Annotated in this window: 25 protein-coding genes and 1 tRNA gene; 18 read left to right on the top strand and 8 right to left on the bottom strand. The window is 59.6% G+C overall.

Annotation, left to right across the window (positions count from 1 at the left end; genetic code table 11):
* Positions 1 to 31: 31 nt before the first annotated feature.
* Positions 32 to 1,465 (bottom strand): M48 family metalloprotease, encoded by a 1,434-nt coding sequence (locus tag L8K08_RS02375; protein ID WP_200623290.1) that lies wholly within the window; start codon positions 1,463 to 1,465, stop codon positions 32 to 34.
* A 95-nt stretch (positions 1,466 to 1,560) separates the two neighbouring features.
* Between L8K08_RS02375 and L8K08_RS02370 the strand changes: the two genes are divergently transcribed.
* Both L8K08_RS02370 and L8K08_RS02365 read left to right on the top strand, forming a co-directional pair.
* Positions 1,561 to 1,800, top strand: coding sequence for a sulfurtransferase TusA family protein (locus L8K08_RS02370; RefSeq protein WP_010212198.1), 240 nt, complete (start codon positions 1,561 to 1,563; stop codon positions 1,798 to 1,800).
* A gap of 31 nt (positions 1,801 to 1,831) precedes the next feature.
* A complete protein-coding gene (locus L8K08_RS02365) occupies positions 1,832 to 2,902 on the top strand; it encodes an AI-2E family transporter (protein WP_242194081.1) in 1,071 nt (356 codons plus the stop codon).
* Between the two features lie 36 nt (positions 2,903 to 2,938).
* Here L8K08_RS02365 and L8K08_RS02360 read toward each other — a convergent pair whose 3' ends face one another.
* Positions 2,939 to 3,412, bottom strand: coding sequence for a peroxiredoxin (locus tag L8K08_RS02360; protein ID WP_145162901.1), 474 nt, complete (start codon positions 3,410 to 3,412; stop codon positions 2,939 to 2,941).
* Between the two features lie 14 nt (positions 3,413 to 3,426).
* Positions 3,427 to 3,987: a glycine cleavage system protein R gene (locus L8K08_RS02355; protein ID WP_003172487.1), complete on the bottom strand. Its 561-nt coding sequence runs from the start codon at positions 3,985 to 3,987 to the stop codon at positions 3,427 to 3,429.
* Positions 3,988 to 4,260: 273 nt separating this feature from the next.
* Between L8K08_RS02355 and dapA the strand changes: the two genes are divergently transcribed.
* The 8 genes from dapA to L8K08_RS02315 all read left to right on the top strand — a co-directional run bounded on the left by dapA (position 4,261) and on the right by L8K08_RS02315 (position 10,052).
* Positions 4,261 to 5,139, top strand: a complete 879-nt coding sequence (gene dapA / locus L8K08_RS02350) for a 4-hydroxy-tetrahydrodipicolinate synthase (RefSeq protein WP_106577012.1) — start codon at positions 4,261 to 4,263, stop codon at positions 5,137 to 5,139.
* 17 nt (positions 5,140 to 5,156) lie between these two features.
* Complete coding sequence (gene bamC / locus L8K08_RS02345; RefSeq protein ID WP_106577011.1) at positions 5,157 to 6,272, top strand: outer membrane protein assembly factor BamC; 1,116 nt, start codon at positions 5,157 to 5,159, stop codon at positions 6,270 to 6,272.
* A gap of 4 nt (positions 6,273 to 6,276) precedes the next feature.
* Positions 6,277 to 7,035, top strand: a complete 759-nt coding sequence (locus L8K08_RS02340) for an MBL fold metallo-hydrolase (protein ID WP_119738968.1) — start codon at positions 6,277 to 6,279, stop codon at positions 7,033 to 7,035.
* Between the two features lie 27 nt (positions 7,036 to 7,062).
* Positions 7,063 to 7,776, top strand: a complete 714-nt coding sequence (gene purC, locus L8K08_RS02335) for a phosphoribosylaminoimidazolesuccinocarboxamide synthase (protein WP_016971341.1) — start codon at positions 7,063 to 7,065, stop codon at positions 7,774 to 7,776.
* 83 nt (positions 7,777 to 7,859) lie between these two features.
* Positions 7,860 to 7,949, top strand: a tRNA-Ser gene (locus L8K08_RS02330).
* A gap of 591 nt (positions 7,950 to 8,540) precedes the next feature.
* Positions 8,541 to 9,026 (top strand): Hcp family type VI secretion system effector, encoded by a 486-nt coding sequence (locus L8K08_RS02325; protein ID WP_124416683.1) that lies wholly within the window; start codon positions 8,541 to 8,543, stop codon positions 9,024 to 9,026.
* Entirely contained in the window at positions 9,023 to 9,754 is a 732-nt protein-coding gene (locus L8K08_RS02320) for a DUF4225 domain-containing protein (RefSeq protein WP_242194078.1), read from the top strand. The genes L8K08_RS02325 and L8K08_RS02320 overlap by 4 nt, the downstream gene beginning before the upstream one ends.
* Entirely contained in the window at positions 9,744 to 10,052 is a 309-nt protein-coding gene (locus tag L8K08_RS02315) for a hypothetical protein (protein WP_242194075.1), read from the top strand. Before L8K08_RS02320 ends, L8K08_RS02315 begins: the two co-directional genes overlap by 11 nt.
* 286 nt (positions 10,053 to 10,338) lie before the next feature.
* On the opposite strand, the gene L8K08_RS02310 is transcribed toward L8K08_RS02315, so the two are convergent.
* Positions 10,339 to 11,565 carry an MFS transporter gene (locus L8K08_RS02310; RefSeq protein ID WP_242194072.1) on the bottom strand — a complete coding sequence of 409 codons (1,227 nt, stop codon included), beginning with the start codon at positions 11,563 to 11,565 and terminating at the stop codon, positions 10,339 to 10,341.
* Between the two features lie 274 nt (positions 11,566 to 11,839).
* Between L8K08_RS02310 and L8K08_RS02305 the strand changes: the two genes are divergently transcribed.
* Positions 11,840 to 12,094 (top strand): hypothetical protein, encoded by a 255-nt coding sequence (locus L8K08_RS02305; RefSeq protein ID WP_242194070.1) that lies wholly within the window; start codon positions 11,840 to 11,842, stop codon positions 12,092 to 12,094.
* 93 nt (positions 12,095 to 12,187) lie between these two features.
* Here the strand turns inward: L8K08_RS02305 and L8K08_RS02300 are convergent, their stop codons facing one another.
* The 3 genes from L8K08_RS02300 to L8K08_RS02290 form a co-directional block, all read right to left on the bottom strand.
* A complete protein-coding gene (locus L8K08_RS02300) occupies positions 12,188 to 13,813 on the bottom strand; it encodes a methyl-accepting chemotaxis protein (RefSeq protein ID WP_242194067.1) in 1,626 nt (541 codons plus the stop codon).
* A 144-nt stretch (positions 13,814 to 13,957) separates the two neighbouring features.
* Positions 13,958 to 15,163, bottom strand: a complete 1,206-nt coding sequence (locus tag L8K08_RS02295; protein ID WP_242194065.1) for an EAL domain-containing response regulator — start codon at positions 15,161 to 15,163, stop codon at positions 13,958 to 13,960.
* 108 nt (positions 15,164 to 15,271) lie between these two features.
* Complete coding sequence (locus L8K08_RS02290) at positions 15,272 to 18,883, bottom strand: transporter substrate-binding domain-containing protein (protein WP_242194063.1); 3,612 nt, start codon at positions 18,881 to 18,883, stop codon at positions 15,272 to 15,274.
* A gap of 176 nt (positions 18,884 to 19,059) precedes the next feature.
* Between L8K08_RS02290 and L8K08_RS02285 the strand changes: the two genes are divergently transcribed.
* The 5 genes from L8K08_RS02285 to L8K08_RS02265 all read left to right on the top strand — a co-directional run bounded on the left by L8K08_RS02285 (position 19,060) and on the right by L8K08_RS02265 (position 22,325).
* Positions 19,060 to 19,686 (top strand): response regulator transcription factor, encoded by a 627-nt coding sequence (locus L8K08_RS02285; protein WP_242194061.1) that lies wholly within the window; start codon positions 19,060 to 19,062, stop codon positions 19,684 to 19,686.
* Positions 19,687 to 19,859: 173 nt separating this feature from the next.
* On the top strand, positions 19,860 to 20,417 hold the full coding sequence (locus tag L8K08_RS02280) for a cytochrome b (protein WP_242194059.1): 558 nt from the start codon (positions 19,860 to 19,862) through the stop codon (positions 20,415 to 20,417).
* Positions 20,418 to 20,451: 34 nt separating this feature from the next.
* Positions 20,452 to 21,003, top strand: coding sequence for a tetratricopeptide repeat protein (locus L8K08_RS02275; RefSeq protein WP_177410078.1), 552 nt, complete (start codon positions 20,452 to 20,454; stop codon positions 21,001 to 21,003).
* 72 nt (positions 21,004 to 21,075) lie between these two features.
* The gene (locus L8K08_RS02270; protein ID WP_242195037.1) at positions 21,076 to 21,561 is read left to right on the top strand and encodes an RNA polymerase sigma factor; all 486 of its coding nucleotides are present in this window, start codon (positions 21,076 to 21,078) and stop codon (positions 21,559 to 21,561) included.
* A complete protein-coding gene (locus L8K08_RS02265; protein WP_242194057.1) occupies positions 21,558 to 22,325 on the top strand; it encodes a transcriptional regulator in 768 nt (255 codons plus the stop codon). Before L8K08_RS02270 ends, L8K08_RS02265 begins: the two co-directional genes overlap by 4 nt.
* Positions 22,326 to 22,327: 2 nt before the next feature.
* Here L8K08_RS02265 and L8K08_RS02260 read toward each other — a convergent pair whose 3' ends face one another.
* Positions 22,328 to 23,287, bottom strand: coding sequence for a LysR family transcriptional regulator (locus L8K08_RS02260; protein ID WP_242194055.1), 960 nt, complete (start codon positions 23,285 to 23,287; stop codon positions 22,328 to 22,330).
* 157 nt (positions 23,288 to 23,444) lie between these two features.
* On the opposite strand from L8K08_RS02260, the gene L8K08_RS02255 reads away from it, so the two are divergent.
* Positions 23,445 to 24,764: an MFS transporter gene (locus L8K08_RS02255; RefSeq protein ID WP_242194053.1), complete on the top strand. Its 1,320-nt coding sequence runs from the start codon at positions 23,445 to 23,447 to the stop codon at positions 24,762 to 24,764.
* 13 nt (positions 24,765 to 24,777) lie between these two features.
* Entirely contained in the window at positions 24,778 to 26,007 is a 1,230-nt protein-coding gene (locus tag L8K08_RS02250) for a Zn-dependent hydrolase (protein WP_242194051.1), read from the top strand.
* Positions 26,008 to 26,021: the final 14 nt, after the last annotated feature.

The following is a 26,021-nucleotide window of genomic DNA, read 5'->3' as shown; positions in this document are numbered from 1 at the left end:
CGAAAGCGGGGCTTTTTTGTGGGCGATGTATTTAGCTCATCATTCCTTTTACCAAGCGTTCCTGCTCGATCAGCTCACGCTGGCGCGCGTCGATACGAGACGACAGCGGGAAGTTGTTGCCGGCCCGGCGCTTGGCAAAATCCAGTTGCTGAATGGCCTGCTGGAAGTCGCCTACCAATGCAAAGTACTCGGCGCGGGCTTGATGCAAGCCAATGATGTTGCCGGACAGTCCGCGTGTCTCGGCGACCTGGTACCAGACGTCGGGGTCATCGGGACGGGATTTGAGCAACGCATCCAACGCTTTCTCCGCATCGGCGGTTCGGTTCTGCTTAAGCAACAAGTCCACGCGCACCTGGTTGAGCGGGTAGTTGCCGGGGTACTGGGTGAGCATCCGGTCAGTGCGTTGCTGGGCATCCGGCAAGCGGTTGTTGGTGATGTCCAGCTCGATTTGCGCCAGGTTGTACGTGATGTCATTGGGCGCCTTGGCCAGCAGCGGTGCCAGGGTTTCCCGCGCTTCCTTGAGTTGAGTGCCCTTGATCTGGGCGATGGCCAGGCCATAGCGAGCCACATCGTTTTTAGGGTTCTCGTCCAACTGCGCCTGGAAGCGTTTGGCCGCAAGACCGGGCGTATCCTCGTATTGCAACTGCACGCGCGCGCGAATCAGTTGATAGCGCAGGCTGTCTTCCTTGCCGCCGGGTTTGGCTTGCTCGGCGCGGTTACGGGTGTCGGCGATCCGTGATTCGGTAACCGGGTGAGTCAGCAGGAACTCCGGTGGCTTGGCGTCGAAGCGATATTGACGCATCAGTCGTTCGAACATGGTCGGCATGGAGCGCGGGTCGTAACCGGCTTTTTCCAGGTTAAGAATGCCGATACGATCAGCCTCCTGTTCGTTCTGACGGGAGAACCGGCGTTGCTCCTGGATGGCTGCCGCCTGGCTGCCGGCAATCGCGGCAATGCCGGCATCACCCGCACCCGCTGCCGCAGCGATGATGCCGCCGAGCAAAGCGGCCATCATCGGGATCTGCATGCGCGACTGCGCTTCCACACCGCGGGCGAAGTGGCGCTGGGACAAGTGAGCCAATTCGTGGGCGAGTACCGAAGCATATTCGCCTTCGGTTTGCGCGTTGAGGAACAAACCGCCGTTGACCCCGACAATCCCACCGGGGGCGGCAAAGGCGTTGAGTTGTGGGCTGTTGATCAGGATGAACTCCAGGCGCCGGTCATTGACCTGACTGGTCTCCACCAGCTTGTACACGCTGGTTTCCACGTAATCCTTGAGTTGTGGGTCATTGAGTTGCGAGACCTGGCCGCGCAGGTAGGCAAGCCAAGCACGGCCCAACTGGTATTCCTGTTGTGGCGAGACAATGGCAGAACTGGCGTCGCCAAGTGACGGCAGGTCGTCAGCGAAGCCCGGAGAGGCCAGCAGGCAGGCCAGCGTCAGCAGGGTAGGGCGCAAAAAAGTCATGCACAGAGCCTTTCGACAAAGAGCTTACTGTAGCCGGACACTGAGCTTCGGACCAGATATTCTAAGCACCCCAAACGCGTGCCCGGAGTAAAACCATGACCGACGCTGTAGCCTTTGATGCCGAACTCGATGCCAGCGGCCTCAATTGCCCGTTGCCGTTGCTTAAGGCCAAGCTGGAACTCAATCGATTGGCCAGCGGCGCAGTGCTCAAGGTGATCGCCACGGACGCAGGCTCCCAGCGTGATTTCCGCACGTTTGCCAAGTTGGCTGGCCACACCCTGTTGCATGAAGAAGATGCCGCCGGTGTATACCGCTATTGGTTGCGCAAGGCCTGAACCGTTTGCCCCTACCGCCCGAGGTTGATTGATGTTCAAAGTGTTACGAGACTGGATTCAGCGCTACTTCTCCGATGAAGAAGCCGTGGTGCTGGCGGTCCTGCTGTTCCTGGCCTTCACCGCCGTACTCACCTTGGGCGGCATGTTGGCACCGGTGCTGGCCGGGATGGTGTTGGCTTACCTGATGCAAGGCCTGGTCACCACGCTGGAGCGTATGCGTTTGCCGGGCGGGGTCGCGGTAGGGTTGGTGTTTGCGTTGTTCATGGGGCTGTTGGTGGTGTTCATCGTGGTGGTGCTGCCGTTGCTGTGGCATCAACTGATCACGTTATTCAACGAGTTGCCGGGCATGCTCGCCAAGTGGCAATCGCTGTTGCTGCTGTTGCCGGAACGCTATCCGCACCTGGTGTCGGACGAGCAGGTGCTGCAGGCCATCGAAGTGGCGCGCGGCGAGATCGGAAAGTTCGGGCAATGGGCGCTGACCTTTTCCCTGTCGAGCCTGCCGTTGCTGGTCAACATCATGATCTATCTGGTGCTGGTGCCGATCCTGGTGTTCTTCTTTCTCAAGGACCGCGCGATGATCGGCCGCTGGGTAAGCGGTTACCTGCCGCGTGAGCGAGCGTTGATTACCCGGGTGGCGGAGGAAATGAACCGGCAGATTGCCAATTACATCCGCGGCAAGGTCATTGAGATCGTCATCTGTGGGGGCGTCACCTACATCGCTTTCGTCGCACTCGGCCTGAACTACGCGGCATTGCTGGCGTTGCTGGTGGGTGTGTCGGTGGTGGTGCCCTACGTCGGCGCGGTGGTGGTAACGGTGCCGGTGATGTTGATTGCGCTGTTCCAGTGGGGCTGGAGTGATCAGTTCATCTACCTGATGGCGGTGTACGGCATTATCCAGACCCTGGACGGAAACGTACTGGTGCCGTTGCTGTTCTCGGAGGCTGTCAACCTGCACCCGGTGGCGATCATCTGTGCGGTGTTGTTATTTGGCGGGCTGTGGGGGTTTTGGGGTGTGTTCTTTGCGATTCCCCTGGCGACACTGTTCAAGGCCGTACTGGATGCGTGGCCGCGGCAAGAACCGGCGGTGGCGCCTTTGTTGTAACGAGGGGGGCGAACACCCGGTGTTCGCCCCAACGATTCAAGCCTTGCTCAGCGCCTGCGCCGCCGCCAAAACAGCGTCCACATGCCCTGGCACTTTCACGCCACGCCATTCCTGACGCAGCACGCCGTCCTTGTCGATCAAAAAGGTGCTGCGATCAACGCCCAGGTATTCCTTGCCGTAAAGCTTCTTCAGTTTGATCACATCAAACAACTGGCAAACCGCCTCGTCCTTGTCGCTGATCAGCTCGAAGGGAAATTCCTGCTTGGCCTTGAAGTTTTCGTGGGACTTCACGCTGTCGCGCGACACGCCAAACACCTCGGTGTTGGCGGCCTTGAACGCTGCGTACTGGTCCCGAAAGCCCTGGCCTTCGGTGGTGCAGCCCGGCGTGCTGTCTTTCGGATAGAAGTAGATCACCACTTGCTTGCCCTTGAGGGCTGCGAGGCTGAAAGTCTGGCCGCTGGTGGCCTGGGCTTCGAAATCGGCCACGGGTTTATCGATGACTACCGGCATGGATAGATACTTCCTTACATTGGGTTCTGTGGGCGCCATGGCTCGATCAAGGCGTCGAGATTCAGGGCATCGGCGAAATCCAGGAACTGGTCACGCAACCAACTGATCTGCACGCCCGCCGGCAAGGTCACGGTAAACGTGGCGTTGAGCATGGTGCCGCCGGTCTGTGGCGCCTGGTAGGTGTCGCAGGTCAGGTTCTCGAGCTCGACGTTGTGGTCGATAAAGAACTGGCACAGTTCGTTGACGATGTCCGAACGGTAAGCCGAGCTGACGTATGCCACATAAGGCAGAGCCTGCGGGCGGTTTTCCAGTGCGGCGCTGCGCACTACGTTGACGGTGAAGTCATGCTTCTTGGCCAGGCCCGGCAGGCCGGTTTCCAGACGCGCCAGGGCGTCCCAGGTGCCGGAAATCTGCAGCACCAGCGCGCTGCACTCGCCATGGCGCGTGAGGCGGGAGGTTACGACGGCGCAGCGGTTTTCATGGCTGGCGCGGCACAGGACGTTGGTCAGCTCCATGGGGTTGGCGCCGAGGGCACTGATAACAAGGAATTGTTCGCGAACTGTGGGGGTGGACATGCAGCCTTCCTAAAACGATGAGCGGTCGATACGGTCAGGGCTGTATCGATCAAAGGATGAAGGGTAGCGAAAACCGCCGCCAAGGGATAGGAGGTGGCGTTTTCATTGCGTGATCGGTCTGATTTCAGCGTGCTTCAAGGCACGCTTTGAGCCAATGATGGCATTGCCCATCGTTTAGTTGCCCCAGAACGCATCCTCAGGCGGTACTTCGCTTGTACAAGCATCTTGGCGCCAGTACCATTACGGCTCTCTTTTTCCGGCAGGAGCGGTTGCATGATTGCGGGCAGTATGGTGGCACTGGTCACACCCATGGATGCACAAGGTCATCTCGACTGGGATAGCCTGGGCAAACTGGTGGACTTCCACCTGCAAGAGGGCACCAACGCCATTGTGGCGGTCGGCACCACAGGTGAGTCGGCCACACTGGATGTGGAAGAACACATTCAGGTGATCGAATTCGTGGTCAAGCGCGTCGCGGGCCGTATCGCCGTGATCGCCGGTACGGGCGCCAACTCGACGCGTGAAGCGATCGAGCTGACCAAAAACGCCAAAAAAGCCGGCGCCGATGCCTGCCTGCTGGTGACCCCGTACTACAACAAGCCGACCCAGGAAGGCCTGTACCAGCACTTTCGCACCATTGCCGAAGCCGTTGATATCCCGCAGATCCTCTACAACGTACCCGGCCGCACAGCCTGCGACATGAAGGCCGAGACCGTGATCCGCCTGTCCACCGTGCCGAACATCATTGGTATCAAAGAAGCCACCGGTGACCTGCAGCGCGCCAAGGACATCCTGGCCGGCGTGAGCAGCGACTTCCTGGTGTATTCCGGTGACGACGCCACGGCTGTCGAGCTGATCCTGCTGGGGGGCAAAGGCAACATCTCGGTGACCGCCAACGTCGCCCCGCGCGCCATGAGCGAGCTGTGCGCCGCCGCCATCGCCGGTGATGCCGTGACCGCCCGCGCGATCCACGAGAAGCTGATGCCGCTCAACAAGACACTGTTTATTGAATCCAACCCTATTCCCGTGAAATGGGCGCTGTTTGAGATGGGCTTGATGCCGGACGGTATCCGTCTGCCGCTCACCCGGCTCAGCGAAGCCTGTCACGAACCGCTGCGACAGGCCCTGCGCCAGTCCGGCGTCCTGGTTTAATTGAGGAAGCACTACGCATGAAGCGATTGGCCGGACTTTCCGCACTTGCCTTGATTATCTCCAGCACCAGTGGCTGCGGTTGGATTTGGGGCCCGGATGGTTACTTCCGTGACCGCGGCAGCGATTACCTGGAAGCACAAGCAACCAAACCGATGCAACTGCCGCCGGACGTCAATGTCGCCAAGCGCCTTGACCCGTTGCTGCCTATCCCGCGCAACGTTGCCGACGACACCACCAAGGGTGAATACGTGGTGCCACGTCCACAGCCGATCTCGGCCGTGGCTGATGCCAGCGACTACAGCCTGCAGAAGAGCGGCGACAACCGCTGGATTATCGCCCAGCGCCCACCTGCCGAAGTTTGGCCAGTGGCGGTGCAGTTCTTCCAGGACAACGGTTTTCGCATTGACCAGCAACGCCCGCAGACCGGTGAATTCACTACTGCCTGGCAGCGCAGCAGCGAACTGTCCGCCAACATGGCCCAGCGCCTGCAGGCCGGCGGTGTAGCCGCCGACAGCGAAGCCCGTGTGCGTGTGCGCATCGAGCCAGGCGTGCAGCGCAACACCAGTGAAGTCTACGTGGTCAGCGCCGAGCGTCCTGCCGGCAGCACCGCCGCTGTCGATTTCACCCCACGTTCGGTCAACATGGGCGTGGACGCCGCGCTGGTCGACGAGATGCTGGCCAGCATGAGCCGTATCTCCGAGAAGGGCGGTTCGGTGTCGCTTCTCGCTGCGCGTGATTACGACACGCCTAACCGCGTCAGCCTCACCGAGGACGGCAGCGGCAACGTGGTGCTGAACCTGGGTGAAGACCTCGACCGCGCCTGGGCCAGTGTCGGCCGCGCGTTGGAGAAAGGCCCATGGCGCGTTGAAGACATCAACCGTAGCTTGGGTCTGTACTACATCAACGTGGCTGAAAAAGCCGAGAAGAAAGACGACGAGCCAGGTTTCTTCGGCAAACTGTTCGGCAGCAAGCCGACCAAGGAAGAAGTCGAAACCCGCGCCGAGCGCTACCAGATTCGTTTGAGCAAAGTGGGCGAAAGCGTGCAAGTCACCGTCGAGAAAAACATCAACACCGTTGCGCCGGCTGAAACAGCGCGCAAAGTGTTGGGCGTGATTCAGGACAACCTGGGCTGATCCAATGCGTTTTGCCGTTCTCGGCAGCGGTAGCCAAGGGAACGGCACGCTGGTCGCCCACGACGACACGTACGTGCTGGTGGATTGTGGTTTCTCGTTAAAAGAAACCGAGCGGCGCCTGCTGCGCCTGGGGGTTCACCCCGCGCAGCTGAGCGCGATTCTAGTGACCCACGAACATGCCGACCACGTGCATGGCGTGGGTTTGCTGTCTCGGCGCTACAATCTTCCGGTGTACCTGAGTCGCGGCACACAGCGCGGGATGCGCAAACCCATAGAACCTGCAGGTTTCCTGGCCGGTGGCGAACAGCTGCAGATTGGTGCGTTGAGCATCGATGTGATTGCCGTTGCGCATGACGCCCAAGAGCCTACGCAGTACGTATTCAGCGACGGGGAGCGACGTTTTGGCGTGCTCACCGACCTGGGTTCCTACTGTTCCAAGGTGCTGGACGGATACCGCAACCTCGATGCATTGATGATCGAGTCCAACCACTGTCGAGACTTGCTGGCGCGCGGTCATTATCCGTACTTCCTCAAGCAGCGAGTGGGCGGCGAGCTGGGACATTTGAATAACCACCAGGCGGCGTACCTGGTGTATGAGTTGGGCTGGCAAGACCTGCAGCACTTGGTCCTGGCCCACCTGAGCAGCAAGAACAACCTGCCGCAGCTGGCCCGGCAATGTTTTGTCGACACCCTCGGGTGCGACCCGGACTGGCTGCAACTGGCCGATCAAGATTCAGGGCTCGACTGGCGACACATCGCCTAGCCCACCATTTAGCAAGCGGAGCCCATCATGGAAAAACGTGAAGAACTCTACCGCGGCAAAGCCAAGTCGGTGTACAAGACCGACGACGCCAACCGCCTGATCCTGCTGTTTCGCAACGACACCTCGGCGTTCGACGGCAAGCGCATCGAACAGCTCGATCGCAAAGGCATGGTGAACAACAAGTTCAACGCCTTCATCATGCAGAAACTCGAAGCGGCCGGCATTCCGACCCAATTCGACAAGCTGCTGGGCGACAACGAATGCCTGGTCAAGAAGCTCGACATGATTCCGGTTGAATGCGTCGTGCGTAACTACGCCGCCGGCAGCCTGGTCAAGCGTCTGGGCGTGGAAGAGGGCCTCAAGCTCAACCCTTACACGTTTGAGCTGTTCCTGAAGGACGACGCCAAGGGCGACCCGTTCATCAACGAATCCCACGTCGTGGCATTCGGTTGGGGCACCGCTGAGCAACTGGCACGCATGAAAGAACTGTCGCTGAAGGTCAACGAGGTGTTGAGCAAACTGTTCGACGACGCTGGCCTGCTGCTGGTCGATTTCAAGCTGGAATTCGGCGTATTCCACGACGGCTCCATCGTCCTGGGCGACGAATTCAGCCCGGACGGCTGCCGCCTGTGGGACAAAGACACCAAGAAGAAGATGGACAAAGACCGCTTCCGCCAGGGCCTCGGTGACGTCATCGAAGCTTACGAAGAAGTCGCCAATCGTCTCGGCGTACCGCTTTAATCGACGCAAGCATCTGATAGCACGGAAAAAAATCGCTTTTGGGGTTTGCTTCCGCGAAACACACTGTTATGATGCGCGCCGTTGGAGAGATGCCAGAGTGGCCGAATGGGACGGATTCGAAATCCGTTGTACCTTCACCGGTACCTAGGGTTCGAATCCCTATCTCTCCGCCATTACATAGAAAAAGCCCCGTAGCTGAATAAGCTACGGGGCTTTTTTGCGTTGGCTTATAAATCGGCCGCAGGCTCAATCGCTCAGTTGCTTTCCGATAAGCCTGATCACGATCTGGTTTATCAAAGGCCGCCCCAGCGACGGTGATTTTCTAATCAGTCACCTGAAAAATTAGCCTGGCTGCTACGTCGCTTGAGCTGTAGCCATCAGGCATCTCATGCAGGCGGTTAGCGTCAATCCGGAGATCTTCAGTACTTATACCCATTCCTCCGTGAGCGACTGACGAACGGTATCGCCAAGTTTTTGCCATTCCTTCAATGGCTTGATCTTCCTCGGTCATCAGAACACCCGAGGACAACTGCCACCCAATCCTGTTTGAAAGCAGAGATTAGTAAGTTCGTCATAACGTGTTGTTACATCGTGAAAAGGCTTACTCCCGACCTACCGATGCGCTCAACGCCATTTATGACGACGACAGTGCGCTGAAATCAGAAGTCTCAGATTTTTCTGAGAACCGGACGCGTCCTACACGTGCATCCTTGATCGCTGTAATAGTCTACTCAGCCGATTGATTGAGTACGAGAAGGTTACCCATGGCGAACACTGGTTATATGTCGATCACCGGTAAGGTTCAAGGATTGATTTCAGCGGGTTGTTCAAGTCAGGAATCGATAGGTAATAAGTGTCAGTCGGGCCATTTAGATGAAATCATGGTGCTCTCATACAGCCATAACATGGCGAATATTGGCAACGTGAACAAGCCGACGCATCGCCCAATTGTGCTCACAAAAAATGTTGATAAATCGTCACCCTTACTCGCTCAAGCGCTTTCAAGTAGAGAGGAGATTGAATGTACGATTAACTTTTATCGAATATCTTCCTTTGGACAGCAGCAAAAGTTTTACTCAATCTCCATTGAAGGCGGTGTTATCACAGACCTGACGCTGGATATGCCGCATGTCATTTTACAAAACGATGCCGAACCACAGGAACATTTAGCGATTCGTTATCGGAGCATCACGTGGGCTCACCACCTTGCTGGCACAACAGGCTATAGCGCTTGGGGAGGCGATGAGTGAAACCGTTAACTGACAGAACGGATGGCGATAGGTCCGGCACTTGTGATTTTTGGCAGGTCAGTCGTGCTGGGAGCATTCTGGCTAACCAGGCGTGTACCGTAAGCGCACGGCATATCAAAGATGGAGTTCTGCGACTGCAGTTCAACCGTGAGGTAGCGTTTTTCGCGAGAAGCATCGTCCGCGATGTGGAGCAGGGTAAAAGGTCCTCAGTGCAGGGTATGAGGGAGCTGGAAAGCGAACAAAAAAGCCTGCTTGAGCAAGCACGGGATGTCGCACAAAAAGGTGTCGGGGTGATTGCCGGTGCACTGCAGTTCGCGACAGGGGCAGGCATTTGCTACGTGTCCTTCGGCACGCTATGCCTGGTCGCTGGAGCGCCGCTGATCGCGCACGGAGCGAACAACGTCTATGAGGGGGGACGAAATTTGTGGGAGGGCCGCTCGGACACTCAAGGGCCGTTACGCAAGGGATACCATGAAGTTGCCAAAGCAATGGGCGGTGGTGAGTTTGAAGGAAATATGGCGTACGGAGGCGCAGATTTATTGATGTCAGCATATGGAGCAGGTCGATTGGTGTTGAAGCCTGACTCCTGGCGTCTGTTTCGTTATGTTCGAACCGATTACCAGCGTGGATACGTCGACGCAAGTAAAGCCGCCTTGGTACTCGATGCTGCAGCTGATATAAGCACCATAAATGTCTTATATAAAGAGTATAAAGAAAATGGGCGCTGACCAGATTCTTGTCACTACCATTTATTTTTTTATTTCTCTTTTAGGATTTTTATTTTGGCGTTCAATCAGTAAGCATTATTCTGGTGATAACTTTACTGTTAAGTCGTTTTGGATATGCCTTGTTGGTGTTTTACTGTGGGGGGCGGCTCAGTCTAGTGTGGCGCGCCACGGCTCGTTATTATTTTTTTCTCCACCCTTGGAGTTTCTGGAGCATAACGATTTGGTTCGATGGATTGCTTTCATTAGTTGGCTTCTTCAGGGGATATGTATTCCTAGCAAAACAATGCGCAACCCTTAGCTTGCATGCGTTCTGATCCAGCTTGCCTGAGCGACTGAGAAGGATTCGAGCCTATTGCCCGCAGCTATTCGCATCGAAACAACCCTTGCCAACAAGACCCGGACAACATCCACTCACCGGTGATCATGCACCTCGCTTATTGAACGAGAACACCCAGGCGCTAGTGGAAGCTGTGTTGGAGCGCAATTCCCCGACAGGTACACCCACCCAATAATCCGCTACCTCAGAAACTAAAAAAGCCTGCTGAGCTCAACGCCCAGCAGGCTTTTCAGTTATTCCTCCATGGTCAGCCGGGCTGGGCCACCAAGCTATTGCTCACATTGCGCCCCAGTACCAACACCGTCACAAACCCACAGCCGACCAACGCCGTCGCCAAACTCAACAACACCGCGCTGCCCATCTGATCGACGATCCGCCCGCCAAAGAATGAACCCAAGGCAATGATCACTTGGAACAAGGCAACAAACAGGGGCATGCCGCGTTCGACATCCTTGGGTGCCACCACAAACATCCAGATACTGGCGCAGGCCGGGAAGGCGCCGAAGGCGAAGCCCCACAGCCCGATCAACATCGCGGCGCCGGTCATGCCAGTGGCGAAGTAGGGGAACAGCGCGGTGCTGGTGCCGATCATCAGCGCGACCAGCAGCAAGGTGTAACGGACGCTGCGGTTGGCGGCGAAACCGGCAAAGACATTGCCCATCACCCCGGCCACACCATAAAGCAGCAGCAGTGAGCCAATCGTCGGGCCGTCAAAGCCGGAGCTGTTTTTGAAGAAGGGCGCCACATAGGTGTAAGCCGCAAAATGCGCCAGCCCGATCAGCAACACGGCGATCAACCCGACCCGTGCTTGTGGGTTGATGAACAAGGCCGGCAGGTCGCGGACCTCAATGGCTTTTTCCGGGATAAGGCGTGGCAGCAGGAGGACCTGCGCCAGCAACACCGGCACGCCCACCAGCGCGGTCACCAGAAAGGTCATGCGCCAGCCCATCAGGCCACTGAGCCAGGTGCCAACGGGCACGCCAAGTACGGTGGCCAGCGTCACTCCCATCATGATGATCGACGTGGCCTTCGCTACGCCCACACCCTTGGGTGCCAGGCGTCCGCTGAGGGCGATCGCTGTCGCCCAGAAGCCGCCGATGCTGATACCCAGCAGTACGCGGCCGAACAACAGCAAGCTGAAATCGCTGGCGTAGGCCACCACCGAGTTGGCGATGATCATGATCAGCGTCAGGCCGATCAGCAGGTAACGACGGTCCATGGCGCCAATGCTGACAGACAGTAACGGCGCGGCGAGGGCGGCCATGATGCCGGGCAGGGTCACCATCAGGCCGGCGTGGCCGGCGCTGATGCCGAGGTCGCTGGCAACGTCGTTGAGTACGCCCACCGGCAGAAACTCACTGGTCACCAAGGCGAAAGCGCCCACGGCGACTGAGAGAATCGCCAGCCACTGCTGTTTGACACTCTGTTGATTGTGTTCGGGAAGGCCGCTGGGAGCCGGGCTGGCGCTTGGCATGGTATTGGGTTCCATAGGGACATGTCGCCTGAAGCAGGCGAAGGGAAGGGAGAGTGGAGGCGATTATAGGAAGCGGGTTGGGCAATCACACAGGCGAGCGTTTCGATAATAACCATCAGTGCAATCGATTAGACGCCTTACATCACGCTTGCGCCTTTCGTACCGGTTTCCCAAACGTTGCCTACAGGCAGCGCGTTGCGACCCGTTCTGCAACTCACTATCGTGGTCCAGCGATTTTCAGGTAGGAAATCCCACACAGCAAAGGACCTGCATCATGAGCAAAAACACCAAGAAAACCTCCGGCAAGATGGCCACTTTGGCGGCGCAAACCCTCAATAATCCAATCGCCTCGGCCCTTGCCAAAAGCCTTGCCGCGTCGGCCTTGGCCCAGAGCGGTACAGACAAGCAGACGAGCGCCGAGATGGAGGAGAAAGCAGCGAAGGCGCTTCAGAGCGATAAATACAGCGACCAGACCAAATCCCTCGCTGCCTCGGTCCTCTCCCAGGCCAATAGAGAACGCGGAAGCTGAGTTAACAACGCCGCCAAGGCACAAGCCCTGTAGCTAAACACGCTACAGGGCTTTTTCGTTTCCAGCGTTTTGTCCCAGCAGCTTGAAGCGGGCTTAAACCACGAACTTCGCAATCATCGTGTTCAGGTCAACCGCCAGGCGTGAAAGCTCCTGACTGGCGGCGGTGGTCTGGTTGGCCCCGGCGGCCGTCTGGACCGACAGATCGCGGATATTCGTCAGGTTGCGATCCACCTCCCGGGCCACTTGCGCCTGCTCTTCGGAAGCGCTGGCGATGATCAGGTTGCCTTCGGTGATGCGCGTGATCGCATGGGTGATGCGCTCCAGCGACTCGCCCGCACAGTGGGCCACGGTCAGTGTCGAGCGCGCGCGTTCATTGCTGCTGTGCATCACCGATACCGCCTGGGTCGAACCCTTCTGCACCCCGCTGACCATCTGCTCGATTTCCTGGGTCGACTGCTGGGTTCGATGCGCCAGGGCCCGGACTTCGTCGGCCACCACGGCAAAACCGCGTCCGGCTTCACCGGCGCGGGCGGCTTCGATGGCCGCGTTCAGCGCCAGCAGGTTGGTTTGTTCGGCAATGGCGCGGATCACGTCCAATACTTTGGTGATGTCTTGAACACTGTCGGCTAGGCTCTGGATTTCTTCGGTCGCCGACGTCACTTCCTCGGCCAGCAAAGAAATCGATTCCACGGTGTCCATGACGTGGCTGCGACCGTTGCCTGCCATGGCATCACCGTCTCGGGAGGCGTCGGCAGTGCTGATGGCGTTGCGTGCGACCTCATCCACCGCAGCGGTCATCTGGTTGACCGCCGTGGCGGCCTGTTCGATTTCACCGTTCTGTTCGTGCAAGGCCCGTGTGGATTCCTCAGTGACCGCCGAGAGTTCTTCCGCCGCGGACGCCAGTTGATTGGACGAGTCGGTAATCTGGTGGATGGTTTCGCGAAGGTCCGACTGCATGGTTTCCAGCGCACGCAGCAACTGCCCAGGCTCATCGTTGCCGTCCACCACAATCGACACGGTCAGGTCGCCCTTGGCCACTTGCTCGGCGATACGCACCGCCTGGTGCAAGGGCAGCACGATGCTGCGGGTAAACAGCGTGGCCAGCAGTGCGGTGAGGAATGTCGCCAGTGCCATGGCGATGAATACCCATTTCACTGCGCCGTGGTACGTGGCGTCGGAGCTCGTGGCCGCGTCGTCGGCTTCCTGAATATTGATCGACAGCAGGTTCGCCAGCTCGGTCCCAAGCTTGTCGCCCAAAGCGATCAGTTCGCCATTGAGCAGCGCGATAGCCTGTGGGCGTTCGCCGTTGGCGGCCAGGGCCAATACCTGTTGCTGGACCTGCAGGTATTGTTCCTGGGCCGACTTGAAACGTTCGAACGTGACTCGCTCGGCGTCCACTGTGAGCTTGCTTGCGTACTGCGCGTTGTCGGCCTGAATCTGTTCGCGCAGCTGCGAAAAAGCCCGCTGGCTGGCCTTTACCTGCTCGGCGCTGTCCACCAGCATCACTCGGTAGGTCGCGGCGCGGATCTCGGACACGGCGGTTTGCAGGTCGCCCAAGGCGAGGATGCTGGGCAGCCAGTTTTTGTCGACTTCATCCGACTGGCGAGCCATGTCACGCATCTGGCTCAAAGAGAACAGGCCCAGCAATACCACGAGCAGCCCGACCAGGCCGAAGCCAAAGGCCGAACGCAACGCTATTTTCATTTTTCTTAAACTCATGAACTCCCCCGGTGACAGGAAAAAAGAGCGGTTGCAGCCTGCGGTTGTCCACGCGAAAGCGCAGGAGGCACCGGCTGCACCTCTCAGTTGGTTTGAATGTTTTCTAAGGCGCCAGTCAGCGGTGGTGACCGGTGTGTAGCGTCATCACAAGCGCTGCGTGATGGCGTTTCTGCCGATCAGCCATGGCAACAGGGTGTGTGCAGGCATTGGGCGAGCAAGCAGGTAGCCCTGGCCGGTTTCACAGCCCAGGGTTATCAGGATGTCGCGCTGTTCAACGGTTTCAATGCCTTCAATCACCACACCAATGTTCAGCTCGCGCGCCAGGGACAAGACGCTCGAGATCGCCGCACGACTGCGCGGCTCCGAAGACAGGTCGCGAATAAATTCGGCCTGTATTTTTATTTCGTTGAACGGCAGGCTGCACAGGCGCTGCAATGACGAATAACCGCCGCCGAAGTCGTCGATGGACAACCCGCAGCCCATCATGCGTAGGCGCACCATGTTTTCCAGGCTGATGGAGCCCGGGTCGAGTGTGCCGGTCTCGGTCATTTCAAACGACAGGCTGCAACCGGGCGCGTCGAAGCGCTTGAGCAGCAGGGCCACGTGCGCACTCATCTGCGGGTTGGCAAATTGGCTCGCGTTGACATTCACCGCGAAGGTGAGTGACACCTCAGAAGCCAGTGCTTCCTTGCGCAGCGTCAGGCATTGATCGATCTGGCGATACAGCAAACTGTCCATCAGGCCGTGCCGTTCCAGTACTGGAATAAATGACGCGGGCGCCAAGATGCCCCGCTCAGGATGATTCCAGCGTGCAAGCGCCTCCACGGAGGTGACCTGCAATGTCCTGATGTCGAATTTCGGTTGATAGAAGACCTCCAGCTCGCCGTTCTCCAGTGCGTTGAGCACCTGATGTTCGTTGGTCTCACCGGCAACATGCAGCGGGCAGGCTGGGTGCGAGTCGTCGTCCAGGTACTTGCCCGCCAGTCTTTTCAACTCGTGCTCGTGCAGCGGTTTGCACAACTGGCCGAGTACCCGCAGACCGAGCAGTGTCGCCATATGGCTGATGGCCTGGCGCAAGTCCAGCGCGATGCTGCTGGTGATAACCACCGATTTCAGCGCGTGCCGTTGGCTTGCGCGGCGCAGGAAGGTAATGCCGTCCATGCCCTCCATGCAGATATCGCAGAACGCGATGTCTACCGGCCCGTTGCTTTCCAGCAACTGCAGCGCCTCCCAGCCGCCAGAGGCTTCAAGAATGCGGGTACAGCCCAGATGAGCGAGGAGCATCACGGCGTAACGGCGCTGTACTGGCTGGTCCTCCAGGATCAGGACGCGAAGGGTGGACAGTGGCATCTGAATGGCTCATCGAAATTCTCAGACGCTAGCTTGCCAAAAGGGGGTGGCCTTTTAATGGCGAAACCCCTTACGTCTTTGCAAGAAATTTCTTAAGCGGGTTGGCGCTTACGCCTGCGCAGAGTCCTCCTGCAGCAGCGCCAGCAGTTGCCGCATGCACGTTTGCACGGCGGCGGTCGAGGCAATCAGGTCTGCTCGCTCTGCGCCATTCGCGCAGTGGGCCTCAAGGTTTTCGCAGGTGAGGATCAGCTGTTCGTAGTGGATAAGCCTTGCCCCACCTTTGACCCGATGAGCCACGTGAGCCAAATGCTGTCGGTCGCCGCACGCCAGCAGCTCGGTGAGCTGTTGCAGGTCGGCGCGGGTGCTCGACAGCAGTTCTTCACGCACGGTTTGCAGCGCCGATAACTTGCCCGGAACCAGCGTTTTCAAATGGGCATCGAGTGAGGCGATGGTCAGCTCCGTGCTCGCCTCGTTGTCGAAGTATTCGGTTTGCAGTGGCTGCAGCCGTGCACTCAGTTGCTCCAGGCTGATGGGCTTGAACAGGCAGTCGTCCATGCCAGCCTCCAGGCAGCGCTGTTTTTCTTCGGCGACGGCGTTGGCGGTGAACCCCAGCAACAAGCAACCGGGTTCGCCTCTGGAGTGCTCCGCCTGGCGAATCGCCTGGGCCAATTGATAGCCGTTCATGCCTGGCATGTCGCAGTCTGTCACCACCACATCGAACGGCTGCGCGTTCCACAAGGCCAAGGCCTGAACGCCGTCGCTGGCTTGCTGAACGTCGTGGCCCAAATAGGACAGTTGTTGTGACAGCACCAGGCGATTGGCGGCGTAGTCATCCACGATCAATGCGCTCAGCGACAGGCCCGGCGTCATCTCCAGCGCCACGTCGGCCGGCGGCGAAGGTAGGTCTGCGGCGGGCAGATCGAGCTTGACCGTAACCTGCGTGCCTTTGCCGGGGGCGCTGGTTAACACCAGGCTGCCGCCCATCATTTCGATCAACGACCGGCTGATGACCAGCCCCAGGCCGGAGCCTTGCTGCTGATTGCCGGCCTGGCTGAACGGCGCGAACAACTGCTGCTGATCGGCCGCGCAGATGCCCACGCCGGTGTCCACGATACTCACCGATAACTGCATCGGTTGGTTGGCGTCAGCCGGTTGCGCGTGGGCGCTGATGCGCACTTCACCCACGGCGGTGAACTTGATCGCATTGCTCAACAGGTTGGCAATAATTTGTTTGAAGCGCAGGGCATCCATCAGCACATTGCGGTTGACCGCCGGATCAATCTCCAAGGTCAGCGTGATGGCCTTTTCACGCGCCAGGCCGTCGAACACACGCGTCACCGCGTTCAACAACAGGTGCGGGTTTGCGCTCTCGAGCGTCAGGCTTTGCCGTCCGGATTCGATGCGGGCAATGTCGAGTACGTCGCCGATCAGCGCCAGTAATTCCTTGGCAGCGCCCGACGCTACATCGATGGCGGCGCGGTCGAAAATGCCGTGTTCAGACTTGCGCGCGGCCATTTCCAGCATGCCGAGCACGGCGTTCATCGGGGTGCGGATCTCGTGGCTGATGGTCGCCAGAAACGTGGTTTTGGCCCGGTTGGCGTTATCGGCTTCCTGCTTGGCGGCGTGCAGTTGTTCAACCAGGCGCTGGCGGTCACTGACGTCGACCCAGCCACCGATCAGGCCGTCGACACGGCCTTCGCTGCCGCGAAAAGGCAGAATCCAGTGATAGATGGTGAGCACTTCGCCGCTGCGCAAGACGATCTGCCGGTCACGCAGCAAGGGTTCGTCGGCGTCCATGACGGCGAGGTAGTCGCGGTGATATTCCAGAGCCTGCTCCTGGCTGGAGAGCAGGCTTTGCATCACGGTGGTGCCGAGCAACTGTCGCTCGTCCTCAACACCAAAAACCTCGCGATAAGCCTTGTTGCACATCAGCAACCGTGCCTGGCGATCCCTTACATAAGTAGGGTGGGGCATGCCGTTGATCAGCACTCGATCGAATTCAAGCCTGGCACTGAGTGCCCGCTCGGCAAGCTTGCGGCGCAGCACTTGGCGGCGCAGCAACACAATCCATACACACGCACTCAGCAGCAGCACGGCCGCCAGCGCGAAGCCCTGCAGGATTGCTGCCCGGTGTTTGCTCCAATAGCTGTCGTCGAGCACCACCGGGCTGCGCCAGCGATTGGTCAGTTCGTCCATTTCCTCAGGCGAGATGCTCAGCAGCGACTTGTTGAGGATCGAGAGCAATATCGGCGAGGTGTGATCCACCGCAAACGCCAACTGCGCAGCACGGGCGCCGACGGTTGCGCTGATCTTCAATTGATCCGGGTAGTTTCGGGCAATCAGATAACGTGCGCTGACCAGGGTGCTGACACAGGCCTCGACACTGCCTTTGGCGAGCATTGAAAACGCATCGGCGAGGCTTTGCGCTTCGACAATCCGCACCTGCGGAAACTGCCGTTCAATCAGCTCCCGGCTGGCGTTGCCCTTGATGATCGCCAGGCGTTTGCCCGACAAATCCTGCAGGTTGTTCGAGCTGTCGGCGTGGTTGCGCGTGACCAGCACAAACGGGGTGGACAGGTACGGCCGGCTGAAACTGACGCGTTGTTCGCGATCAAGGCTTGGGGTCAATGCCGCCAGCATGTCAGCCTCCCCGTGGTTGACACGGGTGATCATCGCATCCACCGAGCCGCCTTTTTGCGGGTCGAATTTCAACCCGGTCCTGAGGCTGATTTTGGCCATTACGTCGGCACTCAGGCCGCGGAAACGGTCGTGCTCATCAAAAAAGGTGAAGGGCAAGAAGTCTTCATTGACCACCACTTTCAGGCGCGGATGGTGTGCCAGCCAGCGTTGTTCCTCGACGCTGAACTGCACCTGATGAGTGCCCGAGATGCTCACGCCGCCAGCATTCCAACGGCGCGCAATGGCCATCTGTTCACTGGCGGGGATGGCTTGCAGCGCCGCATTGATCAGGTGCAGGAGTTCACTGTTCTGGCGAGTGGCGGCGAACGAGAAGTTATTGACTTCCATGCGCGAGAAATCCACCAGCTGCACGTTATTCAAGTAACTCTTGTTGATCAGGTAACTGGCGCTGACCGAGTCCCCCAGGTAAACGTCGGCCTTGGAAAAAGCCACTGCGCCTACGGCGTTGAGGATCGAGGGATACAGCTTGAACGTCGCGTGCGGATAGAACGCCTGAACCGTACTCAGCGGCAAATAGTGTTCGACCATGGCCACTGTTTTACCCGCCAGGGTGGGATCGACCAACGGCGAATCATGGGTGCGCGCCACCAGTGTCGGCTGGTCCAGGGTGTAGGGTTCGGACAGGCGAAGGTCCGGGTCTGCGCGTTCAAAATCGTTGGCCGACGCCAGCAGGTCGATCTCACCGCGTTTGAGCGCCTGGATAACCGCGCCGCGGTTGGGGTAGCGCTGCACCTGGATTTGTACCGACAGCAGTTGGCCGATAAGCGCCAGGTAGTCCGCACTGATGCCCTCGAATTCGTTGCTGTGGTTGTTGATATCAAAGGGCGGATAGTCGGGCTCGGACGTGCCGACACGCAGCTGTTTTTGCGTACTCAGCCACGTCAGATCGGCGCGGCTCAAATGCGCTTGGCCCTCCTGCACGCTGGACCGGCCCAACACGGTTAACGTGACGGGCGAATCGGCCGCCCATGCCATGTGAGCACTCGCCCATAACACCAGCAGGGCTGCGAACAACTTCAAATCAAAGGTCCTTACTGCGTAGAAAAGAGGGCGCAACCGCGGCGCTTTATGCGCACAGCGCCAATGCCCACCCGCTGAGTGGCTCGTCCGGAATTGGGTAGTGGCACTAAAGCACTATGTTACATTGTCGGCATTATTGCCGACAAAGCCCGACTAATTCCCGAGGAAAGCTGCAGATGTATAAAGTCCTGGTGGTCGATGACCACCCTTTTATCAGGACCGCGCTGCGTACGCTCGTGAGTGAGGAAGGTTATGAAGTGGTGGGCGAGACCGACAATGGCGTCGACGCCATCAGCCAGGTCCGTCAACTGGCCCCGGACCTGGTGTTGCTGGACATCACCATGCCGCGCCTGGACGGCATTGCGGTGATCGAAAGAATCCGCGCGCTTGAGTTGAACACCCGGATCATCGTCCTCACCTCGCTTTCCTCGGAGCACTACGCCACGCGTTGCATCAGCGCTGGGGCCTCGGGGTTTATCAGCAAGACCGATGAACTGAGCGTACTGGCCCAGGCCATGAAAACCGTGATGAAGGGCTATGTCTATTACCCGGAAACGGTGGTGGCGTTTTCGCGCAAACGCGCATTGGCAGTCGATGAGGCGCAGCTGATTGCCTCGCTGTCCAACCGTGAACTCTCGGTATTTCAGCAGTTGTCCCGAGGCATGAGTAACAAGGACATTGCCCAGAATATTTTGCTCAGCAGCAAGACGGTGAGTTGCTATAAAGCGCGATTGCTGGCCAAGCTCAATGTGAAATCGGTGGTGGACCTGGCTGACATTGCCAGGCGCAATAATCTGATTTAGCCGGCGATGCTCGTCAGCGGTGACGGCTATGCACCCTGCAAAACGCTGGCGCCGCGTCGTACCTGTTCATAGCCAAAACCCGCGCCACGTCCTCTTCGAATAAATTTTTCGCGCCTCACCGAATAACCTGCGCCGCTGCGGTGTTCACCTCACAGATCACCCAGGGAACGCCCATGAACCGCCATGCCGACCGCTACGACCGCCTGACCCGCACTTTGCACTGGCTCACCGCCGCCGTGGTGATCTTCATGTTTGCCAGTGCGCACATCTGGGAAAACCTCGAAAAGGGCACGCCGCTGCGCAAGGGCCTGCAATCGGTACATATCTCGCTCGGCATCGCCATGGCCCTGTTGATCGTCGTGCGGATTGTATGGCGCCTGTTCGGCGGCAATCGCCCGAAGGCCGACAGTCACCCAACGCTTAACCTGTTCGCAAAAATGGCGCATGGTTGCCTGTACCTATTGTTGCTCGCGCAGATTGCCCTGGGCTTTTTGTTTCGCTGGGCTCAAGGCGAACCCTTCAACTTTTTCGGACTGTTCGCGGTTCCTGCGCCTTTCGTGATCGATCACGAATGGCGCGGCACCCTTGGCGGCCTGCATAACAATGTGGCCTGGGCGATCATCCTGCTGGCGGGCCTGCATGCCGCGGCTGCGCTCTGGCATCACTATGTACTGGGCGACAGCACGCTGCGCCGCATGCTGCCGGGTTCACGCAATGTGTTTCAAAAGTGATGTTTCCTCCCTATCGCTACGGAGCATGACCGCCATGAAAAACCGTCACCCACACCCCGTCACTTACCGCACCGCGCTGTTCTACGGTGCGTGCCTGGCTGCCGCGTTACTCGCGGGCCAGGCCCACGCCTCCGGTGACGAGTCGGCACCGCCCAAGCCGAATTGCCCCAAAGGCCAGGTCTGGGACACCAAGACCGCAAAATGCGTGCTGCAAACCAGCAAAGCCACCTCGGATGCCGACCGCACCGATTACGCCTACCGCCTGGCCAAAGATGGGCGCTACGACGAGGCCCTGGCCTTGCTCGACACCCTGCAAAACCCGAACACCGCCAAGGCCCTCAACTACCGCGGTTACGCCACGCGCAAGCTTGGGCGTACCGATGAAGGCATCGGTTATTACCTGAAGTCGGTCGCGCTCGATCCCAACTACGCCCAGGTTCGCGAATACCTGGGTGAGGCTTACGTGATCAAGGGGCGCGTCGACCTGGCGCAGGAGCAGTTGGTAAAAATCAAAGCCCTGTGCAGCACCACCTGCGAAGAATACGAAGACCTGGCCGAAGCGATTGCCGCTGCGCCACAGGCTTGAATCCACTGAGTGCGCGAGCAGGGGGCAGCCATCACCCACGAGGCCGATTTTCGTCGCGAGTTAGGCCTGCTGTTGCCACGTTTGTGGCGATACGGGTGGGTGTTGTCGCGCCAAAAGCACCTGGCCGAAGATCTCGTGCAGGCTACCTGTGTCCGCGCGCTGGAGCGTGCCGGCCAGTTCGCGGCCGGCACGCGGTTGGACCGTTGGCTGCTGGCGATCATGCATTCCATCTGGCTCAACGAAGTGCGCTCGCAACGGGTGCGTCAGGGCCAGGGTTTTGTTGATGCAGAGCAGGCGTTGTCATTCGATGGCGAACGCCAGGCGCAGGAGCAGGTATTGGCCGCGCAGGTGATCAAACGCGTCAACGGCTTGCCCGAGGCGCAGCGCGAAACGGTGTTTCTGGCGTATGTCGAAGGGCTTTCCTACAAGGAAATTGCCGAGGTGCTGCGTATTCCCGTGGGCACCGTAATGAGCCGGCTGGCGGCCGCGCGTTTGAAGCTGGCCGAGACCGCCCCTGCAAAAAACCGGCAGGATCAAGCCAGCGGAGAACGGCGATGACGCACATAACCCCAGTGTCCGATGAACTGTTGGTGGCTTACCTGGATGGCGAGCTGGAGGCTGAACAGCATCGGCTTATCGCCGATCAGGTCAGCACTGACCCAGCACTTGCCGCACGCCTTCAGGCCTTGCAGTGCGCCGATTTACCCTTCAAGGCCGCGTTCGACGCGGTGCTGGACCAAGCCCCCGGCGAACGCCTGCAGGCCATGCTCAACGCGCTGCCCCCGGTACAGGCGCCCACCTTGAGTCGCCGGCGTTTTCTGGCTGTGGCGGCGGGGTTTGCCGTGGCCGGTGTGGTCGCCGACCGCGTGTTCATGAGCTGGCCACGGGCGGAGTCCGGCCAAGGCTGGCGCGCCTCGGTTGCCGAGTACATGGCCTTGTACACGCCGCAGACCCTGGAAAACCTCAGCGCCGATCCCGCGTTGCAGGCCGCCCAACTGCGTTCCGTGGGCGCACAACTGGGCCTGCCGTTAACCGCGCGCGCGGTAGACCTGCCCGGTGCCGAGTTTCGGCGTGCGCAGATCCTCGATTATGACGGCGCTCTGATCGGTCAACTGACCTACCTGGACCCGCGCCACGGGCCGTTGGCCTTGTGCATCACGATTAGCAAAAGAGGCGCGCAGCCCGTCGCGACCGAGCAGCGCCGAGGCCTGAATGTGGTGTATTGGGCCAACCTGTCCCATGGGTTCATGCTGATCGGTAGAAACCCTTTCGACGATTTGCAGGCCATGGCTGGCAGCGTCGAGCGGGCGTTGGCGGGTTGAAATCAGTGACTGGCATCCTCAGCAGCACCCGCCAGCCGAGCCGAAAGACGCTCAATAAACACCGCCTCCGCGCGGCTCATCTTCTGCTCGCGATTCCACAGCAGATGAATGTCCACATCGGCGATCCCGTCATCCGGCGGTAGCCGCCACAGCAGCCCGTGCTTTACATCGTCGGCCACCACATGAATCGGCAAACAGCCCAAGCCATAACCGGCAATCACCAGGCGCCGCACCTCTTCCAGGCTTGACGACGACGCCACGATGCGCCCGCTGAACCCTTGCTGGTCACGAAAGATCGTCAGCGGCGACAACATGCCGCCAATCTGGTCGCTGGTAAAACTGACAAAATTCTCCGACTGCAAATCGCCTTCCGCCAAGCCGCTGCGCCCAAACAGCGGATGGTGACGCCCGCAAAAAAACGCATAGCGCTGGCGCAGGAACAGGTGCTGTTCCAGGCGTGGCTGTGGCCGGCGATTAAGGCTCAGGCCCAGGGTTGCGGTTTTTTCCAGCAGGGCGGCGACGATGTCCGAGCTGCGCATCACTTCCACCTCCAGGTCCACGCGCGGATGCTCACGGTGAAAGGCGGCGAGGAAGTCGTCGAAGGTCTCGGAGTTGATCCGGCTGATCATCAGCAAACGCACTTTGCCGAGCACTTCATCGCCGGGTTTTTGCAGCGCATTGCTCATCTGCGACACCTGGCCATACATCTCGCCGGCGATGGTGAAGATCTGTTCACCCGCTTCGGTGAGCGCGAAGCGCGGGCCACGGCGGGCGATGAGTTGGCAGCCCAGCTGTTCTTCCAGGCGCTTGAGCGCCTGACTGATGGCCGGCTGGGTCAGGTGCAGGCGCGCAGCGGCGCGGCTGATGCTCAGTTCCTGGCCGATGACCCGGAAGGTGCGCAGCAGGTTCCAGTCCAGTCGGTCGTTGAGCAGAGGGTGACTGTCGCGGCGAAAGTCGGGCATGGCGCAGCTCGATAATAAGCAGGATTTATAATTGGAATAATAAATAGAAAATTGACTAATCATAGCCCCGCGACGATAAATCACCCTTACCAAGCGCCATCAGAGCGCGTGCGTTCGACATTCTCCTGCCAAAAAAATAACCAAAGGAGCCAGCCCCATGAAGCCTTCCGCTTCGCCGCAGCCGCGCCGTGCTGCGGCCGCCGCTTTTATCGGCACCATGATCGAGTGGTACGACTTTTACATCTACGCCACCGCCGCCGCGCTGGTGTTCGGCCAACTGTTTTTCCCTTCCGACGACAAACTGTTCAGCACCATGGCGGCGTTCGGCACGTTCGCCGTGGGCTTCTTCGCGCGGCCGTTGGGCGGCATTGTGTTCGGGCATATCGGTGACCGCATCGGCCGCAAGAAATCCCTGGTGATCACCTTGGTGGTGATGGGCGTGGTCACCGTGTGCATCGGCCTGTTGCCGACCTACGCTCAAATTGGCGTTGCGGCGCCGGTATTGCTGGTGCTGCTGCGCGTGGTGCAAGGCATCGCCGTGGGCGGTGAGTGGGGCGGTGCGGTGTTGATGGCCGGCGAACATGCGCCGAAAGGTCGTCGAAACTTCTTTGCGTCTTTCGCTCAACTGGGCAGCCCGGCGGGTTTGATCCTGTCGCTGCTGGCGTTCAGCGCGGTCACCCGGTTGCCGGAAGAGGACCTGCTCAGTTGGGGTTGGCGCCTGCCGTTTCTGGCCAGCGCCTTGCTGTTGATCGTCGGCCTGGCGATTCGCCTGGGGGTCAATGAGTCACCGGAATTCCTTGAAGACAAGGCCATTGCCGAGAAAGCGCGGGCGATCCAGAAAGACCAGGCGCCCGTGATCGACGTGCTGAAAACCGCCTGGCGCCCGTTGCTGTTGTGCATCGGCGCCAACACCCTGGGCATTGCCGGCGTGTATTTCACCAACACCTTCATGATTGCCTACAGCACTCAGCAACTGGGCCTGCCGCGTTCGCTGATTCTGGAATGCCTGTTTGTCGTCGCCATCATCCAGTTCTGCATTCAGCCACTGGCTGCCTGGGTGGCCGAGAAGGTCGGAGCCACGCGTTTTCTGTGCGCCATGACCATGCTGGCGATGGCCTCGCCTTATCCGATGTTCGTGCTGGTCAGCAGCGGGCAGGCGCCGTTGATCATCCTCGGCATCGCCCTGGCCGTGGTGTGCATGGCCTCGTTCTACGCGGTGATCGCCGGGTTTGTCAGCGGCTTGTTTGAAACCCGCGTGCGCTACACCGCGATCTCCCTGGCCTACCAGGTGTGCGGCGCGCTGGCCGGTGGCCTGACGCCGTTGATCGGTACGTGGCTGGCCCACGAATACCAGGGCCAATGGTGGCCCATGGCAGTGTTTTACAGCCTGATCGCTGCGGTCTCGCTGGTGTGCGTACTGGCATTGTCGCGCCGCCACGCCACCGCCCACCGTCTTGAAATGGCCCACAGCGTCTAATGGAGCGTGCGTAATGTTGAAGATTAATGGCCAACGCCTGTGGGCGAGCCTAATGGCCATGGCCGAGATCGGCGCCACGGCGCGTGGCGGAAGTTGCCGTCTGGCCTTGAGTGCCGAAGACCAGGCGGGTCGTGAACTGTTCAGCCATTGGTGCAACGCCGCCGGGCTGACGTTGAGCGTGGATGCGATCGGCAACCTGTTCGCCCGCCGCGCCGGTACCGACAAAGACGCCGCCCCGGTGATGATGGGCAGCCACCTCGACACGCAGCCGGAAGGCGGGCGGTTCGACGGGGTTTACGGCGTGCTGGCCGGCCTGGAAGTGCTCCGCAGCCTTGACGATCACGGCATTCAAACCCGTAAGCCGCTGGAAATCGCGGTGTGGACGAATGAGGAGGGCGCCCGTTTCACCCCGGCCATGCTCGGTTCGGCGGTGTTCACCGGCAGCCTGGCACTCGACCAGGCGCTGGCCACCACCGATGGGGCCGGCATCAGCGTCGCCGAGGCGTTGCGCAGCACCGGCTACAACGGCGAACGGTCCTTGGGTGGCGCGGTGGACGCGTATTTTGAAGCCCATATCGAGCAGGGCCCGATCCTGGAGGACAACGCCAAGAGCATTGGCGTGGTGACCGGTGGCCAGGCGATCCGCTGGCTCGACGTGCGGGTCGAAGGCGTGGCCGCGCATGCCGGCACCACGCCGATGTCCCTGCGCAAGGACGCGCTGTATGGCGCAGCCAACATGATCCAGGCGCTGGAAAATCTCGCCGCCGATTTCGCCCCCGAAGGCCTGACCACGGTCGGCGAGTTGAGCATCAGCAAGTCGTCGCGCAACACCATTCCCGGCTTGCTGACCTTCACTGTCGACCTGCGTCATCACCGCGACGCCGACATTGAAGCCATGGAGCAACAGGTGCGCGCGCGCCTGCACGCCATCGCCGAGAAGCGCGGCCTGACGGTCAGCATCAGTGCGCACTGGATCAGCCCGGCAACGCCGTTCGATGCCGATTGTGTGGCGTGCGTGCAGGCGTCGGTGGATGCCTTGGGTTACAGCCAGCAGCGCATCGTCAGCGGCGCCGGCCACGATGCGATTCACCTGGCACGGTACTGCCCGACGGCGATGATCTTCATCCCGTGTGTCGGTGGGCTCAGCCATAACGAAGCTGAAGACGTACTGCCCGAGGATGTGCGCCAAGGCACCGATGTGTTGCTTAACGCCGTGTTGCAGCGCGCTGGCCACGCTGATTAACGACTCAACGCCAA

It is taken from the genome of Pseudomonas sp. TREG-RG-20F-10-E-6-01 (assembly GCF_022662455.1).
Lineage (GTDB): Bacteria > Pseudomonadota > Gammaproteobacteria > Pseudomonadales > Pseudomonadaceae > Aquipseudomonas.
Note: the sequence above shows the minus strand (reverse complement) of the source record. Positions and strands in the feature narration are given on the sequence as shown.